The 18,826-nt window shown below is 45.2% G+C and carries 17 protein-coding genes; 16 read left to right on the plus strand and 1 reads right to left on the minus strand.

The genetic code is table 11. From position 1 onward, the window contains the following. The first annotated feature begins 71 nt into the window (after window positions 1-71). The 13 genes from GRFL_RS10640 (at window position 72) to GRFL_RS10700 (ending at window position 13,752) form a co-directional block, all read left to right on the plus strand. Entirely contained in the window at window positions 72-878 is an 807-nt protein-coding gene (locus GRFL_RS10640) for an SDR family oxidoreductase (protein ID WP_083644603.1), read from the plus strand. A gap of 11 nt (window positions 879-889) precedes the next feature. Then, entirely contained in the window at window positions 890-1,894 is a 1,005-nt protein-coding gene (gene fbp / locus GRFL_RS10645) for a class 1 fructose-bisphosphatase (RefSeq protein WP_083644604.1), read from the plus strand. Window positions 1,895-1,994: 100 nt separating this feature from the next. Further along, entirely contained in the window at window positions 1,995-2,828 is an 834-nt protein-coding gene (gene kduI / locus GRFL_RS10650; RefSeq protein WP_083644605.1) for a 5-dehydro-4-deoxy-D-glucuronate isomerase, read from the plus strand. A 1-nt stretch (window position 2,829) separates the two neighbouring features. Next, window positions 2,830-3,597 (plus strand): SDR family NAD(P)-dependent oxidoreductase, encoded by a 768-nt coding sequence (locus tag GRFL_RS10655; RefSeq protein ID WP_083644606.1) that lies wholly within the window; start codon window positions 2,830-2,832, stop codon window positions 3,595-3,597. Between the two features lie 20 nt (window positions 3,598-3,617). After that, complete coding sequence (gene uxaC / locus GRFL_RS10660) at window positions 3,618-5,021, plus strand: glucuronate isomerase (RefSeq protein WP_083644607.1); 1,404 nt, start codon at window positions 3,618-3,620, stop codon at window positions 5,019-5,021. Then, window positions 5,021-6,040: a sugar kinase gene (locus GRFL_RS10665; RefSeq protein WP_083644608.1), complete on the plus strand. Its 1,020-nt coding sequence runs from the start codon at window positions 5,021-5,023 to the stop codon at window positions 6,038-6,040. The genes uxaC and GRFL_RS10665 overlap by 1 nt, the downstream gene beginning before the upstream one ends. Window positions 6,041-6,050: 10 nt before the next feature. After that, on the plus strand, window positions 6,051-6,725 hold the full coding sequence (locus GRFL_RS10670) for a bifunctional 4-hydroxy-2-oxoglutarate aldolase/2-dehydro-3-deoxy-phosphogluconate aldolase (RefSeq protein ID WP_083646083.1): 675 nt from the start codon (window positions 6,051-6,053) through the stop codon (window positions 6,723-6,725). Between the two features lie 37 nt (window positions 6,726-6,762). Continuing rightward, a complete protein-coding gene (locus tag GRFL_RS10675) occupies window positions 6,763-7,701 on the plus strand; it encodes a TRAP transporter substrate-binding protein (RefSeq protein WP_083644609.1) in 939 nt (312 codons plus the stop codon). Between the two features lie 4 nt (window positions 7,702-7,705). Beyond that, window positions 7,706-8,173, plus strand: a complete 468-nt coding sequence (locus GRFL_RS10680; protein ID WP_083644610.1) for a TRAP transporter small permease — start codon at window positions 7,706-7,708, stop codon at window positions 8,171-8,173. Beyond that, window positions 8,170-9,459, plus strand: a complete 1,290-nt coding sequence (locus GRFL_RS10685; RefSeq protein WP_083644611.1) for a TRAP transporter large permease — start codon at window positions 8,170-8,172, stop codon at window positions 9,457-9,459. The genes GRFL_RS10680 and GRFL_RS10685 overlap by 4 nt, the downstream gene beginning before the upstream one ends. A gap of 16 nt (window positions 9,460-9,475) precedes the next feature. Beyond that, on the plus strand, window positions 9,476-10,939 hold the full coding sequence (locus tag GRFL_RS10690) for a tagaturonate reductase (RefSeq protein WP_083644612.1): 1,464 nt from the start codon (window positions 9,476-9,478) through the stop codon (window positions 10,937-10,939). Window positions 10,940-10,951: 12 nt separating this feature from the next. Beyond that, the gene (locus tag GRFL_RS10695; protein WP_083644613.1) at window positions 10,952-12,565 is read left to right on the plus strand and encodes a UxaA family hydrolase; all 1,614 of its coding nucleotides are present in this window, start codon (window positions 10,952-10,954) and stop codon (window positions 12,563-12,565) included. A gap of 8 nt (window positions 12,566-12,573) precedes the next feature. Beyond that, a complete protein-coding gene (locus GRFL_RS10700) occupies window positions 12,574-13,752 on the plus strand; it encodes a Gfo/Idh/MocA family protein (protein ID WP_083644614.1) in 1,179 nt (392 codons plus the stop codon). A 1-nt stretch (window position 13,753) separates the two neighbouring features. On the opposite strand, the gene GRFL_RS10705 is transcribed toward GRFL_RS10700, so the two are convergent. Further along, entirely contained in the window at window positions 13,754-14,806 is a 1,053-nt protein-coding gene (locus GRFL_RS10705; protein WP_083644615.1) for a LacI family DNA-binding transcriptional regulator, read from the minus strand. A gap of 329 nt (window positions 14,807-15,135) precedes the next feature. On the opposite strand from GRFL_RS10705, the gene GRFL_RS10710 reads away from it, so the two are divergent. The 3 genes from GRFL_RS10710 to GRFL_RS10720 are packed head-to-tail and all read left to right on the plus strand — an operon-like array spanning window position 15,136 to window position 18,820. Next, on the plus strand, window positions 15,136-16,539 hold the full coding sequence (locus GRFL_RS10710; RefSeq protein WP_083646085.1) for a glycoside hydrolase family 28 protein: 1,404 nt from the start codon (window positions 15,136-15,138) through the stop codon (window positions 16,537-16,539). Between the two features lie 24 nt (window positions 16,540-16,563). Continuing rightward, window positions 16,564-17,571: a DUF4861 family protein gene (locus tag GRFL_RS10715; protein ID WP_083644616.1), complete on the plus strand. Its 1,008-nt coding sequence runs from the start codon at window positions 16,564-16,566 to the stop codon at window positions 17,569-17,571. Window position 17,572: 1 nt separating this feature from the next. Beyond that, on the plus strand, window positions 17,573-18,820 hold the full coding sequence (locus GRFL_RS10720) for a glycoside hydrolase family 88/105 protein (RefSeq protein WP_083644617.1): 1,248 nt from the start codon (window positions 17,573-17,575) through the stop codon (window positions 18,818-18,820). Window positions 18,821-18,826 lie beyond the last annotated feature (6 nt).

An 18,826-nucleotide genomic window follows, 5' to 3' on the forward strand; every position in this document is an offset into this window, starting at 1 on the left:
GCTTCGGTTGGTGGTGTTATCTAAAAAAGGATTCTTCAACTTTTCATATCTTTTGATGCTAAATAACCGAAATGACAGAAATGAAGACAAAAGTAGCCGTGGTCACCGGTGGAAATGGTGTGCTCGGGGGAGCGATCGCCATGGGATTTGCCAAAAAAGGCATGCATGTGGGGATTCTCGGCAGGAATGAACAAACAGTCAATAAAAGAGTAGAGGAAATTCGGCAAATGGGAGGGAGTGCTTCTCCTATGGTTGCTGATGTTCTCGATGAGCAGGCGCTGGAACGCGTCAGGGAAGAACTGGAAGCGGAATATGGTCCTGTAAGCGTGCTGGTCAATGCGGCTGGCGGAAATGTCAAAGGTGCAACGATCACTCCGGAACAAACTATTTTTGATCTTGATATGGCCGATTTCAATAAGGTCACACAGCTAAACTTCAAAGGCAGTGTCTTACCAACACTCGTTTTCGGTAAATCGATGGTTAAGCATGACAGGGGCAGTATCATCAATATTTCGTCCATGACTGCCCAGAAACCAATTACGCGTGTGATGGGATATTCCGCAGCAAAAGCTTCCGTAGATCATTTTACGAAATGGCTGGCTACGGAAATCAATTCCAAATTTGGAGAAAATATCAGGGTGAATGCCATTGCTCCCGGCTTTTTTGTGGGAGAGCAAAATCGCGATCTGCTGCTGAATGGCGATGGAAGCCTCACCAGCAGGGGGCAGGCGATACTGGAACATACTCCCATGAAAAGATTCGGAAAACCCGAGGAATTACAGGGAGTGGCCAATTGGCTGGCGGGGGACGAGTCTTCTTTTGTAACAGGAATTGTAGTTCCGGTAGACGGTGGCTTTTCCGCTTTTGGGGGCTTATAATCAGAATTAAAATGCAAAGACCTATTACCTTAGGAGAATTTATTGTAGAGAACCAGAAGGATTTCCAGTACGCGAAAGGGGAGCTTACGGCATTGCTGAGCTCTATAAAGCTGGCGGGTAAAATGGTCAATGAAAAGATCAATAAAGCCGGGCTGGCAGCGATCCTCGGAAAAATGGACAGCCAGAATGTGCAGGGAGAAACCCAGGCCAGGCTGGATATTATAGCGAATGATATTTTTATTTCCACGCTGAAGAACCGCGGAGAGATTTGCGCGCTCGCTTCGGAAGAACTGGAGGAATATGTCGCTTTTGACGAGGAGATCCATCGAAACGCCAAATACGTGATACTGATAGATCCGTTGGATGGTTCCTCGAACATCGATGTGGACATTACGGTGGGAACTATTTTCAGTATCTATCGGCGGGTTTCCAAAATTGGAGAGCCTCCTGTTAAAGAAGATTTTCTTCAGCCGGGGATTAAGCAGGTCGCAGCAGGATACCTTATATACGGAACTTCCACTATCTTAGTGTATACAACCGGAAATGGTGTGAACGGGTTCACTTTTGATCCCGGAGTAGGTTCTTTTTTCCTTTCTCACCCACAGATCAGGTTTCCGGAAAAGGGCAGGATCTATTCGGTGAATGAAGGCAATTATATACATTTCCCGGAAGGAGTGAAGAAATTTATAAAATGGACGCAGGAATTTGATGAAAATGATGATCGCCCATTTACTTCTCGGTATACGGGGTCACTGGTGGCAGATATCCACCGGAATATGTTGATGGGTGGTATTTATCTCTATCCGCAGGGCACAACTGCCCCAAACGGCAAATTACGGCTGTTGTATGAATGCAATCCAATAGCTTTTATTACCGAACAGGCGGGTGGTAAATGTTCTGATGGTAACCAAAGGATCATGGAGATCGTACCCCGGGAACTGCATGAAAGGGCGCCATTTATTTGCGGGAATAGCTACCTGGTAGAGAAGGCTGAAAAATTTATGGAGCCATGCTGAAAATTGAATGGTTTTTAGAGATCAAAAAACAGGTTTAAAACTTGCGTAATCGATTGCATTATTGCAAATTTGATATTTTAAGGACAGTAAATTTATAATTATGACAAAATCAGAATTTAGATATGCGCATCATCCAAACGATGTGAAAAGATATACCACAGAAGAACTACGAGAGCACTTTCTAATTCCGGAATTATTTGTCAAAGATGAAATTCGACTTACCTATACCATGTACGATCGCTATATCGCAGGTGGTGCTTTTCCCGTTTCCAAACCGCTGAAACTGGAGGCTATCAACGAATTAAAAGCAGAGAACTTCCTGGATCGCCGGGAATTGGGAGTGATTAATGTAGGTGGCAAAGGAAAAATTACCGTAGATGGAACCGTTTATGAAATTGGGCATAAAGAGGCACTGTATGTAGGAAAAGGCGCCAAAGAAGTTATTTTCGATAAAAATGGAGAGCAGCCTTATTTCTACATCAATTCAGCTCCAGCTCACCAGTCGTATCCAACGAAAAAAGTGACGAAGAACGAAGCTGAAATCGTGGAACTGGGAGATTCCAAGTATTCGAATAAACGGATCATTAATAAGCTACTCGTGAACAGCGTGATCGAGACCTGCCAGCTGCAAATGGGAATGACCGAGCTGCAGGATGGCAATGTATGGAACACCATGCCGCCGCATACCCACGAACGCAGGATGGAAGTGTATTTTTATTTTGACCTGGAAGTAGGGCAGAGCATCAGTCATTTTATGGGGCAACCTCATGAGACCCGTCATATTTTTATGAAAAATCACCAGGCCGTGATTTCTCCGGAATGGTCTATCCATGCCGGTGCGGGAACTTCGAATTATACCTTCATTTGGGGAATGGCCGGGGAAAACCTGGATTACAGCGATATGGATAAGGTTTCACCAGATGAATTAAAATAAGATGGATACAGGATATTTCAATTTAGACGGAAAAACAGCACTGGTCACCGGCTGCAAGCGCGGCATTGGTTTCGCAATGGCTGAAGCTTTGGCAGAAGCCGGGGCCGATATTATCGGGGTATCTGCCAGTCTGGAAACCGAAGGTTCCGCAATAGCTAAGAGAATTACCGAAATTGGTCGTAATTTTAAAGCCTATCAGTGTGACTTTTCAGATCGCAAAGCTTTATACGAATTTGTATCGAAGGTCAAAGCAGAGAACAAGGATGTGGATATTCTCGTGAACAATGCGGGGACCATCCTTCGGAAACCTGCTGCGGAGCATCCAGATGAGTACTGGGACAAGGTCATTGAAGTTAATTTGAATTCTCAATTTATTTTAACCCGTGAATTCGGAAAGGAAATGCTGGAAAGAGGCAGCGGGAAAGTGATCTTTACCGCGTCTTTGTTAACCTTCCAGGGCGGGATCACCGTTCCCGGTTATGCAGCTTCCAAGGGAGCTATTGGGCAGTTGACCATGGCATTCTCTAACGAATGGGCTGCTAAAGGTGTACAGGTGAATGCGATCGCTCCTGGATACATCGCGACCGATAATACCCAGGCGCTCCGCGATAATGAGGAGAGAAGCGAAGCGATTCTGTCGCGAATTCCTGCTGGACGCTGGGGTCAGCCGGAAGATTTCAAAGGTCCCGTGATCTTTCTCGCTTCTCAGGCAAGTAATTACATGAGCGGGTCTATCTTAACCGTCGATGGCGGCTGGATGGGACGCTAACCAAAAAAGAACCAAGCAAAATGGCTAAAAAAAGCTTTATAAACGATAATTTTTTACTGGAGAATTCTTACGCGGAAGCACTCTACCACGATTATGCGGCCAAACAGCCCATTATCGATTACCATAATCACCTTCCGCCGAAAGAGATCGCGGAAGATCGAACTTTTGAAAATATTTCCCGCGTGTGGCTTAACGGCGACCATTACAAATGGCGTGCGATGAGAACGCTGGGAGTGGATGAAAAATACATTACCGGCAATGCCAGCGATCAGGAGAAGTTTGAAGCCTGGGCCAGAACGGTGCCTGCAACGCTTCGAAACCCTTTGTATCATTGGACGCACCTGGAATTAAAACGATATTTTGGTGTGGATGAATTGCTGAATGAAAGCAATGGAACCGAGATCTATCAGGAAGTGAACCGCCAATTACAAGAGTCGGAAAATTCCTGTCGTGGACTGCTGAAACAGATGAACGTAGTGAAATTATGTACTACGGAAGATCCTACAGATCAGCTTCCCTATCACCAGCAATTGCACAACAGTGATTGCGAGATCAAGGTGAGTACCGCTTTTCGACCGGATAAAGCAGTTTTGATCGATTCTGAAAATTACACAGCCTACCTGGACGAACTGAGAGAGGCGGCAGGTTTGGAAATTGGCAATTATGGCCAGTTAAAGGAAGCCCTGAAAAAGCGGATCGATTATTTCCATAAAATGGGATGCAGGCTTTGTGACCATGGCCTGAATTCGATGTCTTTTGAAACATTTTCAGATCAGGAGATCGAGCAAATATTTTCCAAAAAGCGAAACGGTGAAAACCTATCTGCCCTGGAGGTTGAAAAGTTCAAAACGGCGATCCTGTTATTCCTCTGTGAAACCTATCATGAGAAAGGCTGGGTTCAGCAATTTCATCTGGGCGCGCTTCGGAATAACAACAAACGAATGTTGAGCAGGCTCGGGCCAGATACCGGTTGGGATTCCATCGGTGATTTTTCACAAACTCAAAGTTTATCCAATTTCCTGAACGAACTGGACGGAAAGGATAAACTGGCAAAAACCATCATTTATAACCTCAATCCGGCCGATAATGCGGCTTTCGCCACCATGATCGGGAATTTCAACGATGGTTCAGTAAAAGGCAAGATCCAGTTTGGATCGGGATGGTGGTTCCTGGACCAGAAAGACGGCATCATCGAACAGCTGAATGCCCTTTCCAATATGGGCTTAATAAGCTGCTTCATCGGGATGCTTACAGATTCCCGTAGTTTCCTTTCCTTTCCAAGACACGAATACTTCCGAAGGGTTTTATCTAATCTTTTCGGGCAGGAAATGCAGCGCGGCGAATTGCCAGACGACATGGAACTGGTAGGCAAGACCATTGCGGACATCAGTTATCATAATGCGGAAAATTATTTTGACTTTTAATGAAAGATCAGGCAGCTAAAAAGATCGTTTGTTTCGGGGAAGTTATCATGCGCTTATCTCCAGAAGGGCATAAGCTGGTGCAGCAAACCGGCCAAATGGATTATTTTTTCGGCGGAACCGAACTAAACGTAGGGGTTTCCCTGGCAGTTCTGGGCGAAAATGTACAGCAGGTTTCTGCGGTTTCAGATGATTTTATCGGTGAAGCCGCCGTTCAGTTTATCAATAAATTCGGAATACAGACCGGTCATGTTCAGCGAAATCAGCATCCAAACGGTCTCTATTTTCTCGAAGTGGGTGCCGATGTGCGTCCCAGTAGGATTAGTTACAACAGGCTGAATGCGGCTTTTGCCAATATCGATGCAAATGCCATCGCGTGGAAAGAGATTCTTAAAGATGCCGATTTTTTCCACTGGACGGGGATTACGCCGGCAATTTCTGAAAATGCCTACCAGGCGCTAAAGAAGGGGCTGGAAGTCGCCAACGAGTTGGGGGTGACCATTACTGCTGATCCGGCTTATCGCAGCAATCTTTGGAAGTACGGCCGCGAAGGAAGATCAGTTCTGAAAGAGCTGGTGCAACTATCCCATATTTTCATTGGCGGTGTGAATGAGATCAATGAAATTCTGGGAACCGATTTTGGCTATTCGGACGATGATTTTTCCGAAGCATCCAAAACCTTAATAGAGCAGTGTGCTTCGATTAAAAAAGTATTTGATAAAGTTCGTACCAGCCTTAACGCAAGCTGGCAAAAGATCTACGGGCGTGCCTGGAATGGAGAATCGCTCATCACCACTTCGGAATTCGAGATCACGCATATCGTGGATCGCATAGGAACCGGAGATGCTTTTGCTGCCGGAGTGATCTATGGGCTTGGGCATTTTGATGATGAGAAGACCCTGCAGTTTGGGAATGCAGCCTGCGTGCTGAAGCATTCCATTTATGGCGATGCGAATTTAAGTGGAAAACAGGATATTCTGGACCTTATTGGCGGGAATACCGGCGGAAGGATCAAAAGATAACATAAAAAATATGGCAAAATTTTCAAGAATTGGGGTTGTACAGGAAATGGAAAAAACCGGGCTGGTTCCCGTGTTTTATCACAGTGACCTGGAAACCTGTAAGAATATTGTTCGATCCAGCTATGACGCCGGGATCAGGGTGTTTGAATTTACCAACCGCGGTGATTTCGCACAGGATATTTTCGCAGCTCTCGTGCGCTACGCGGAAAAAGAATGTCCCGGATTAATGCTTGGTATAGGCTCTGTGATCGATCCAGCTACCACGGCCATGTATCTACAACTCGGAGCAAATTTTATCGTGTCTCCCATTATGAATCCGGAAATGGCCAGGATCTGCAACCGAAGAAAAGTAGCCTGGATGCCCGGGTGCGGAACGCTTACCGAGATCAGCGAGGCACAGGAATGTGGTGCTGAAGTGGTCAAGATCTTCCCTGCTTCTGAAGTGGGCGGACCTTCTTTTATCAAGGCAGTGAAAGGACCTATGCCCTGGACGAGTATCATGCCTACTGGCGGCGTGTCTCCGAATAAGGAAAACCTTCAGGAATGGTTCGGTGCCGGCGCGCATTGCGTGGGTATAGGCTCCAAATTATTTATAAAGAAAGATGGTGCCTACGATTTTTCAGCAATTCAGAAGAAAATAGAAGACTCGCTTCAAATTATAAAGGAACTAAAACTTGAAAAATAAATTTTTACACACCAAATTATCACTGGTTCTATGCTTGATGCTGGTTTTATTCTCGTGTAAAAACGAGGAAAAGGCCAAAACCATCAAACTCGGGCACGGGCTGGATGTTTCCCATCCTGTTCATAAGGCCATGGTATTCATGGCAGACCGGGTTAAGGAAAAATCGGGTGGTAAATTACTGATCGATATCTATCCCAATCAGCAGTTGGGTTCCGAGCGTGAGTGCCTGGAATTATTACAGATTGGAAGCCTGGGTATGACCAAGGTTTCGACCGGCGTACTGGAGAATTTTGCTCCGGAACTTCGGGTTTTCGGACTTCCATTTCTATTTAAAGATCGCGAACAACGCTTTCGTGTGCTGGAAGGAGAAATTGGGCAGGACCTGCTGAATGCGAGTATTCCGAAGAAACTAAAAGGCCTCACTTTTTACGATGCAGGTAGCCGCAGTTTTTACACGAAAACGGAGGTTTCTAACCCGGCCGGTCTCAAGGGGCTGAAACTGCGGGTCATGGAAAGCCAGTCGGCCATTGATATGGTGAAGTATTTAGGCGGAAGTCCCACGCCGATCGCCTGGGGGGAACTTTACACCGCTCTGCAACAGGGTATCGTAGATGGTGCCGAAAACAACCTTCCGAGTTTTTACCTTTCCAGACACTATGAAGTTTGTAAATATTTCATTCTGGACGAGCATACGGCTTTGCCAGATGAGCTGCTGATTGGTACGCCAACCTGGAATAAACTCAATGATCAGGAAAAACAATGGCTTACGGAAGCGGCACAGGAATCTGCCGAATATCAGAAAAAAATCTGGCACGAAGCAGAATTGCACGCTCTGGAAGAAGTGAAAAAAGCCGGCGTGACTGTTCGCGAGGCTGATAAGGAAGAGTTCAGGAATCTGGTGGAACCCATGTATGAAAGTTTTGAAGAGAACCCGGAGATGAAAGAGATCATTCAGCAAATACAGTCAGTAAAATAATAATATGAAGCGCAAATTAGATAAAGTTTTAGGCGGATTTCTCGTGATGCTTCTCGCAATCATGGTATTCGCTGTGTTATGGCAGGTGTTCTCGAGATATGTGATGAAATCACCGAGTTCAATAACAGAAGAACTTGCAAGATATTTATTGATCTGGATCGGGATCCTGGGAGCAGCCTATGCTTCCGGGCAGCAGGCGCATCTTTCCATCAATCTCCTGGGGCCTAAACTGGCTGAAAACAATAGGAAACGACTGCGAATTTTTATCAATATCCTCATCATTTTCTTCGCTGTATGCGTTCTGATTGTGGGTGGCGGTCAGCTGGTACTTTTAAATATGGAGCTGGGACAGAGTTCCGCAGCGCTAAAAGTTCCTTTATATGTCGTATACCTGGTCATCCCGCTCAGCGGTCTCGTGGTTACGGTGTACAAAATCAATGAAATCGTTTATTCTGAAAAATACCTGGTATGATTCCCGAAATTCTGATCTTAGTAGTATCGTTTGTGATCCTTTTGGCAATCGGTGTTCCGGTGGCCTGGTCAATCGGGCTTTCGTGTCTTTTCACCATGCTTTTTACCATAGATTCCCTGGCGTCTTTTACAACTATCGCACAGCGAATGGCAACGGGACTGGACAGTTTTTCCCTGCTCGCGATCCCGTTTTTCATACTCGCGGGGCAGATCATGAACCAGGGCGGTATTGCCAATAGGCTTATTGATTTTGCCAAAGCGCTAATTGGTTCGCTCCCGGGTGGTCTCATCTACGTAAATGTTGTTGCGGCCATGCTTTTTGGAGCTATCGCAGGTTCTGCAGCAGCTGCAGCTTCAGCGATCGGTGGAATTCTTGGGCCGCACATGGAAGAAGAGAACTATTCCAGGGAATTTGGAGCCGCGATCAATGTGACTTCTTCAACCACGGGTTTGATCATCCCGCCTTCCAACGTGCTCATCGTCTATTCTTTGGCAAGTGGCGGTGTTTCGATCGCATCTTTGTTCCTGGCAGGTTACCTTCCCGGAATTCTGATGGGACTGGCACTCATGCTTACCGCGTCATTCTGGATCAAAAAGAAAAAATATCCTGCTGGGAATTCTACCAGTATCGGTCGCATATTTTCCACATTTTTAAGAGCCCTTCCAAGTTTGTTATTACTGGTGGTGGTGATCGGCGGAATTGTTTCCGGGATCTTTACCGCTACCGAAGCTTCAGGAATTGCCGTGCTGTACACCTTTATTCTGGCCCTGATCTATGGTGAGCTCAACCGCAAGGTATTGTATGATATTTTCCTGAATTCCATCGGGACCACCGCGATCGTCATGTTGCTCATTGCTACATCTATGAGCATGTCCTGGGTGATGTCTTATGAAAGCATTCCGCAATCAGTTAGTGAAGCCTTACTCACGCTGAGCGATAATAAATATGTTATTCTGCTAATTATCAACTTGCTACTGCTATTTGTGGGGACTTTCATGGATATGACTCCGGCGGTATTGATTTTTACGCCCATTTTTCTGCCGGTATTGCAAAACCTGGGAGTAGATCCTGTGCACTTCGGAATTTTGATGGTAATGAACCTTTGTGTGGGACTGTGTACGCCACCGGTGGGCAGCGTGCTCTTCATTGGCGTGAGCGTGGCAAAAACCACTATTCAGAAGGTCATGAAACCTTTACTGCCCTTATATGTCGTCATGGCCATTGTACTGCTGATGGTCACCTTTATTCCGGCGATCAGCCTCTGGTTGCCGAGTCTATTCGAATAACCTAATCAACTAGAAAATGGAAAAAACTTTAAATAAACAGCTGAATAGAGAAAATACCGGACTTCAGGAAAAGTTACCGATCAAAGTAGTGCAGTTTGGAGAAGGAAATTTTCTTCGCGCTTTCGTGGATTACATTATTGACAAACTGAATAAACAGGCCGATTTTAATGCCGGAGTAGCCGTGGTGCAACCGCTTCCGAAGGGAATGATCCATATGCTGAACGACCAGGACGGGCTTTATAACCTGTTTATGAAAGGCGTGAAAAAAGGAAAGGAAATTCAGCAGAAAGAGACGGTATCCTGCATTCAGAAATCTCTCAATCCTTATGACGATTATGAAGCTTATTTGAAACTGGCGGAAGAAGAAAGCCTGGAATTCGTGATTTCCAACACGACGGAAGCCGGAATTGCTTTTGACGAGAATGATACGCTGGAAGGTGCGCCGCACAATAGTTTTCCTGCCAAATTAACCGCTTTGCTGTATCGCCGTTTTCAGCATTTTGATGGTGCTGCCGCGAAGGCTTTGACGATCATTCCATGTGAACTGATCAATTACAACGCCGATACTTTAAAAGAAATTATTCTGAAATATGCCCAATTATGGGATCTGGGACCCGATTTTCAGAAGTGGATAGAAGAAGAGACCGGTTTTCATAATACCCTTGTTGATCGCATTGTGCCCGGTTACCCTGCTGCGGATATTGACGGGTACCAGAAAGAATTGGAATATAAAGACAATTTGATCGTATCAGCAGAAGTATTCCTGCTATGGGTGATCGAAGGTGACGCCAAACTGAAATCCAAGATCCCATTTGATAAGATCGATGAAAACATCCGGGTGGTACAGGATATGCAACCATACCGAACCCGTAAAGTACGTATCCTGAATGGTGCGCATACGACGATGGTTCCGTTTTCGATCATGTATGGAAACGAGACCGTCAAGGAAACCCTGGATGATGACTTCACCGGGAAATTCGTTAAAAAGGCCATTTTTGAAGAGATCATTCCCACGCTGGACCTTCCGAAAGAAGAGCTGGAATCGTTTGCCAGTGATGTGCTGGATCGTTTCAGAAACCCATTCATCAAACACCAGTTATCCAGTATCGCGCTGAATTCGATCTCGAAATTTAAGGTACGCGTGTTACCAAGTTTACTGGCTTACGCAAAAGATCAAAACAGCCTGCCACAGCATCTGGTATTTGCACTGGCCTGTCTCATCAGGTTTTACGGTGATTCCTGGAAAGGTTCGAAGCTGCCGGTGAATGATGATGAGGCGGTGGTTTCCCAAATGCAGGCGATCTGGAAAACGAAAGATTACCAAGCAGTTTCAGAAAAAGTACTGGGCCATACCGGTTTCTGGGAACAGGATCTCACAGAGGTTCCAGATCTTCAGGAAGCGGTGGCAAGCGCCTTGAAGCTGATCGATGAAAAAGGTGTTCAGGAAGCTTTTCAGGAGTTTGAAAAGCAAACTAATTAAAGATTAAGGACTATGAATAATAAGTTGATAAAAGTTCATCCTGATGATAACGTGGCCGTGGCGCTCGTGGATCTGTGGCAGGGTGATAAGATAGAATTTGAAGGAGAACAGCTCATAATCCTGGCCGATGTACAGGCAAAGCATAAAATCGCACTGACCAAATTAAATGCCAGTGATAAGATCTATATGTACGGCGTTTTGGTGGGCAAAGCTACTTCAGAAATTGAAAAAGGTGGCAAGCTGGCCACTACCAATGTAAAGCACGAAGCCAGTACCACCACTGCAAAAACCGAAACGGTGAGCTGGACGGCGCCCGATGTTTCCAGCTGGAAAGATAAGCACTTCATGGGGTATCACCGGAAGGACGGGCAGGTGGGAACTGCCAATATCTGGTTATTTTTTCCACTGGTTTTCTGTGAGAACCGAAATGTGGAATTGCTGAAGGATGTTTTTGAAAAAGAATTGTCTTTCCATAAATCAACCAGGCAGCGCCAGTTATTGCGCAATCTTATCCGCGGAAATGATATCGAAATTTCCGAAAAAGAGGAAGAAGAAAAAGAGATTTTTGAAAATATCGAAGTGAAATTTATCACGCACCAGGGTGGTTGCGGCGGAATTCGGCAGGATTCTGTAAGTCTTTCCAAGCTTTTGGCCGGTTACGTGAACAATCCTAATGTTGCTGGGGCGACGGTGCTGAGTCTGGGTTGCCAGAACCTGCAGATCGATATTTTTAAGAAAGCCATGAACGATATCAACCCAAACCTGGACAAACCGGTGCTGATCTATGAGCAACAGCAAATGGGAACGATTGATGAAATGCTCAATAAGATTATTATAGAGTCTTTTGAAGAGATCAAAAAAGCCAATACTATTCGCCGGGAACCTGCACCGCTTTCCAAACTGAAATTGGGTCTGGAATGTGGGGGGTCAGACGGTTTTTCCGGTATTTCTGCCAATCCTGCCCTGGGATACGCTTCAGATATGCTTTCGGCACTTGGAGGTTCCCCGATCTTATCCGAATTTCCGGAGTTGTGCGGGGTCGAGCAGGAACTGGTGAACCGGTGCGTGGATGATGAAAAAGCAGAGCGTTTCTTACAGTTGATGCGTGCTTACGAAGATGCGGCTGAAGCTGCAGGATCTGGATTCGATATGAATCCGTCGCCGGGAAATATAAAAGACGGCCTGATCACCGATGCCATGAAGTCGGCCGGTGCTGCTAAAAAAGGAGGAACATCACCCATCCAGGATATTCTGGACTACGGGGAATATGTGACTAAACCTGGTCTTAACCTGCTGTGCACGCCCGGGAACGATGTGGAAAGCACCACGGCAATGGTGGGTTCGGGAGCTAATATTGTGGTTTTTACTACCGGCCTGGGTACGCCTACCGGGAATCCTATTGCGCCGGTTATCAAGCTTTCGTCTAATACCGAAATGGCCCGCAGAATGCCAGATATTATCGATCTTGACGCCGGGGATGTGATTCGCGGGGAAAAAACCATTCAGGAAATGGGAGAAGTTTTGTTCGATTATATTGTAAAAGTGGCCAGTGGAGAAATCACTTCGAAGGCCGATCAGAACAACCAGGATGATTTTATCCCTTGGAAACGCGGAGTTTCCCTATAACTTAACGAATGAAAAAGTCTTTTGATGTTGGTTTTATAGGATCCGGTTTTGCAGCGGAATTTCACCTGGCGGCACTTCGTAAAGTTTACGATGTGAAAATTCAGGTGGTGGGCGCCTATTCCCCAACCAAAAGCAATCTTGAAGAATTTTGTACAAAACAAGCTCTCGAAGCTTTTAGCTCTGCGGAAGAGTTGATCAGTAGGGTAGACGTGGTGCATATCTGTACGCCGCCTTCCACTCACGAATCACTATGCATCCAGGCTTTGAAGCAACATAGGCAGGTGATCGTTGAAAAACCACTTACCGGTTACTTCGGGGAAGAAGCTGATGATTTTTCAGGGGATACGTTTCCACGAGAGAAAGGTTTTGAAAAAGCTGTTCAAAGCCTGCAAAATATTCTGAAGGCTGAAAAGGAGAGTGACGGTCAAATTTTTTATGCTGAAAACTGGATTTATGCACCGGCCATTCAGAAGGAAAAAGAAGTGATCGAAAAGACCAAATCCCAGGTATTGTGGATTCAGGCGCAACAATCACATTCCGGTTCCCATTCTCTGGCCTACGGAAAATGGCGACTTTCAGGCGGCGGTTCCCTGATGGGAAAAGGCTGCCACCCGCTTTCCGGAGCTATTTTTCTGAAATATGTGGAGGGAAAGACCCGAAATCATCAGCCCATCCGGCCGAAATCGGTCAGTTGCAGGGTTCATAAGATCACCAGGTTGCCCAATTTTGAAAATGAACTCCATCTGAAGGATTCTTATACTGATGTGGAAGATTATGCAAGCCTTCACGTGGTTTTTGAAGATAACATGATTGCTGATATTACTGCGAGTGAACTACTGCATGGTGGCGTAAAGAATTACCTCGAAGTGCATGCGAACAATCACCGCACCATTTGCAATCTTACACCTAATAATGCCATGCAGACCTACAACCCGGTTCATAGCAATTTCGATGATATTTATGTGGTGGAGAAAACGGGGACGAAGCAGGGTTGGTCTAATATCTCTCCAGATGAAGCCTGGTTCAATGGCTACCAGCATGAGATGCAGGCGTTTTATACAGGAATGGCTTCAGGTGAGAAACCCGACAGCGATTCCCAACTGGCGGCCGATGTGATCGCAACGATCTATGCGGCCTATATTTCTGCGGAACAGAATGGCCGCGAAGTAGAAATTCCTAAAATCTGAATTAAATTGCGGCGTTTTGCAGGTTCAGAGTAGTGCGGTTGGAAGAATCTCTCACGAATAATTCAGGATCCAAAACCACCTTTTTCTCAATGCTGTAATTCTGACTTTCATTCACTTGTTCCAGAAATACCTGGGCGGCGATTTTTCCCATCAAATGCGGCGTCTGGTCTACTGAAGTCATTGGCGATTCCAGATATTTTGTAAATGGTTCGTTACTAAATCCTACTACTGAAACTTCCTGCGGAATGTTGATCTTCCGGTTCTTCAGTTCCTGGATCGCTCCCAATGCGGCATAATCACCGGCGGCAAAAATAGCATCTGGTTTTTCTTCCAGTTGCCAGAGATCTTCAACTGCCTGCGCACCCGATTCAATTTTACTGCTGGTTTGAAGTACGTATGAAGGATTAAACGGAATTTTATGTTCTTTCAGCGCGGCTTTATAACCTTCATACCTGTTTCGGTAAATTTCAAGATTGACATCCCCGGAAAGGTGTGCAATACGCTTGCAGCCTTCCCGGATCAGGTGAGAAGTGGCCATAAAACCACCCTTGAAATCGTCTAGTACCACAGAACTTACTCCTTTAACTTCAATTTTACGGTCAAAGAATACCAGCGGAACTTTTTCGTCCAGCACCTTCTGAATATGATCTGCAGATTGTGTGGTTTTGGAAACCGACATGAATATACCGTCAATCTGGGTATTGAGAAGCGCATTGATCTGTTCCATTTCGTTGGCGACCTCTTCATGCGATTGTGCGATGATCACGTGATAGCCGTGAGGCGTGAGCTCTTCTTCAATCCCGCGGATGACAGAAGAGAAAAAACTTCGATCAATATACGGCACAATGATTCCCACATTGTTGGTTCTGCCTTTTTTGAGCGCCAGAGCAAGCCGGTTCTGTTTATAGTTCATCTCGGCAGCTGTCTTAGCCACCAGTTCCTTGGTCTTTTTACTGATCTTTGGATTGTCATTCAAAGCTCTGGAAACCGTGGCTGCACTAATATTCAGCTTTTTGGAGATATCATAAATCGTGACTTTCTCTCTTTTTTTCATAAAGCTAGGTTTAAGAAGGGGCTCTTTATAATTGTAGAAGTTGACCTCAGGATTGCCTAAATATTGTTAATTTACAAGGGTTTAAATTCCAGTATTTTTAAAAATACACATAAATTTTTATAAATAAATAAATTATAACAATCGATTGCAATTTAATGCTGTAAAAATACACTTTCTTAAAATCAAATGCAGATAGATTCGGAATTTTGACGCTTTTATTGCCAAAATTTTAAATTGTTTTTGAATTATTGCCGATTCCTCAAATATTGAAAAAAATATTATGGAATTTCGTAAAGCTTTTATATTTTAGTGCAATCGATTACAAAAATATGAAAAAGATTAGTCTTTTAATACTTGCCGTCAGTTTCATTTTTACTTCCTGTAAAACCGGAATGTCTCAAAATTCTGATAAGGCCTGGGAACAGGCAGATGCGATCATCAGGTCCATAACCGTACCCGAATTTCCTGACAGGACTTTTAAGCTGGAGGATTTCGGTGGACTTGGAGATGGTACCACGAGTAATTCCGAAGCATTTCAAAAAGCGATCGCAGCCTGTAATTCGGCGGGAGGTGGTACGGTGCTGGTTTCCGAAGGAAAATATCTAACCGGTCCCATTCATTTAAAAAGCAATGTGAACCTTCACCTTCAGGAGGGAGCAGAGATTCTCTTTTCTACCAATAAGGCCGATTATTTGCCTTTGGTGCATACCTCTTATGAGGGAGTGGAATTGATGAATTATTCACCGCTCATTTATGCTAAGGGCCAAAAAAATATAGCGGTAACCGGGAAAGGCATTCTGAACGGGCAGGCCGGAAACGATAATTGGTGGCCCTGGGCCGGAAAGGATGTGTATGGTTACCAGGAAGGTGACGCCAATCAGAATTCAGAAGGGAATTTGCCGGCTTTAAGGGAAATGGCAGAAAACAATGTTCCGGTAACCGAAAGGAAATTCGGGGAAGGATTTTACATTCGACCTACTTTCTTTGAACCTTTTGAATGCGAAAATGTGCTGGTGGAAGGCGTGACCTTTAAAAATGCACCTTTCTGGATCATGCACCCGTTGAAGTCAGAAAACGTGACCATAAACGGCGTGAGCGTGATTAGTCACGGCCCGAACAACGACGGTTGTGATCCGGAATATTCCAAAAATGTCCTGATCAAAAACTGTCTTTTTGATACCGGTGACGACTGTATCGCCATCAAATCTGGCCGAAATAATGACGGCCGCCGCGTGGGAATTCCCAGCGAAAACATCATTGTGGAAGGCTGTGAGATGAAAGATGGCCATGGTGGTGTGGTGATGGGTAGCGAAATCTCGGCAGGTGTTCGAAATGTTTTTGTCAGAAATTGTAAAATGGACAGTCCGAATTTAGATCGCGCCATCCGTATCAAGACCAACACGCTGCGTGGCGGTTTTGTGGAAAATGTATATGTGAAAGATGTCGAGGTGGGACAGGTGAAAGAGGCGGTGTTACGCGTAAATACCTATTATGGTATCTACGGAAAGCAGGAGGGGAATTTTATCCCGAAGATCAGCAATATTCAGCTGGAAAACATCAGCGTTGAAAATGGCGGGAAATATGGGTTGCTGATCAAAGGCCGGGAAAGTGAGCCGGTAAGCAACATCGTTCTGAAAAATGTCACGATCAAAAATACTGAAACCCCGCTTGAGATCGAAAACTGTGAGCCTGTGCAATTCATCAATACGACCATCAACGGGAAAAAATATTAAACACAACCTAACAAAATATAACCAATGAAATCGAAATTTATCTACCTCCTGGGCCTTTCCGTTTTAATGGCCTGTAACGATCACAAGAAGAACGACGTTGAAGCTGAAGATCAGAATCTTTCCGAGAAGAATTCGGTAACCGCTCAAACCTATGCGGAGCTTTCGATCAAAGAAGGCGGTGCCTGGAATGGCCGCAAGTATGAAGGCGGTGAATTCAAAAATGTAGATACGCTTACGCTTCCGGCGAGCCATACAGATCATTCCTATTTCATAAGGTACGAAGGTCCGGGCTGGGAAAATAAGAATATTGGCTATCGCCTGTACCTGGACTGGAGAAACGCGATCGATATCTTCGGAAAAAAGGTAGACACCATGGTGCTTCAGGACGTGGGACAGGACAATTTTGACTCCTACCATGAATCGGCTCCATGGGGTCAGGATATTTTGAAAGCCGGGAAATCATTGGGTATTGGAGGTTATGGTCGATTTGTTGGAGACAGCGTCGCACATTTCAGAAGTGTGGAAAAAACTTTTGCCGAAGTGGCTAATGAAGAGGAAGGTTCAACAGTAAATATTGTCTATTCAGGCTGGAAAACAGGGGATAAAACCATCGATCTGGATGCGGAACTGGCCATTTACCCGGAAGATCGCTATACCAAAGTGACCTTATCTCCATCTGAAGCAGTTGAAGGGCTTACTACCGGAATTGTGAAATTCGAAGACGTAGCCTTGATTCAAAACGACAGCATTTCCGGTGACTGGGCGTACATCGCTTCTTACGGTACGCAAACCCTGGTGAACGATACTGATAAGCTGGGAATGGCGATTCTTTATAAAAAATCAGAAGTTGAAAAAATACAGGATGGTCCATACGATCACCTCGTCATCTTCCAAAATACGGCCGAACCTAAAACCTACTATTTGCTGGGTGCCTGGGATGGTGAAAAAGAAGGAATTACCAGCAGGGAAGATTTCGTGTCTTCACTGAACGAGCTGGTGACTAAACTGAATGATGGAAAACTAAATCCTTAAAATGACCTATTTGAATCGTTTGATACCTGTTTTATTCGGAATATTTTTTATTTCGGTTTCTGTAAGTTGTAAGAATTCGGAAACTGAAAAAGATCAGGCTATGGCTGAAACAGAAACAAAAGTGGTTTCCGATAGCCTGAAATGGTCAGAAAGAATGATGCTTTCAGAAATGGAACGTTTTCCGGAAGCCTCCAAACTGGATTTTCGGGATAAGCCGAAATGGAGCTATACCAATGGCCTGGTTTTGAAAGCCGCCAAGGAAGTTTACGAAAAGACCGGAAAACAACAGTATTACGACTACCTCTACGCCTACGCCGATACGATGATCACCGATCAGGGAGCGATCAGGACTTATAAATTGAGCGACCAGAACCTGGATATGCTCAATTCCGGAAATGTGCTCTTATATCTCTACCCCAAAACGAAAGAAGAACGATTTCTGGAAGCCCTTAAGACCTTGAGAAGTCAGATTGATACACAGCCACGAACTTCAGACGGTGGTTTCTGGCATAAAAAGCGCTACACGCACCAGATGTGGCTGGATGGCCTGTATATGGCTGAACCTTTTTACGCCCACTACACCCAGATGTTCAGTGACGGCGAGACAGCGAAAAAAGCTTATGATGATATTGTACACCAGTTCGACCTTATCCAGGAACATTCGCTGGATCAGGAAACTGGCTTGCTATACCACGGTTGGGATGAAAGCAGGGAGCAAAAATGGACCAATAAGGAAACAGGAACTTCCCCACATTTCTGGTCTCGTGCGATGGGCTGGTACGGGATGGCACTTGTGGATGTGCTCGATTATCTTCCAGAAGATCACCCCGGCCGCGAAAAACTGATCAATTACCTGAAACAGTTTTCAGAAGCGGTAGTCGCGGTTCAGGATGAAAAAAGCGGACTCTGGTACCAGGTACTGGACCAGGGTGATCGGGAAGGCAATTATCTGGAGGCTTCCGGTTCGTCGATGTTCGTGTATACATTCGCCAAAGCGGTCAGCAAAGGATACATTTCCCAAGATTATCAAACAATTGCTGAAAAGGGATACCAGGGAATTCTGGACAACCTGATAAGTGTGGAAGAAAACGGAATAGTAAATCTGAATGAGGTCTGCGCGGTCGCCGGTCTCGGTGGCGAACCCTACCGCGATGCCTCGTTCGAGTACTATGTGAATGAAGAAATAAGGAGCAACGACCCAAAAGGAACCGGGCCCTTTATACTGGCCAGTCTTCAGCTGGATCGATAATTACTG

The organism is Christiangramia flava JLT2011, from assembly GCF_001951155.1.
Lineage (GTDB): Bacteria > Bacteroidota > Bacteroidia > Flavobacteriales > Flavobacteriaceae > Christiangramia > Christiangramia flava.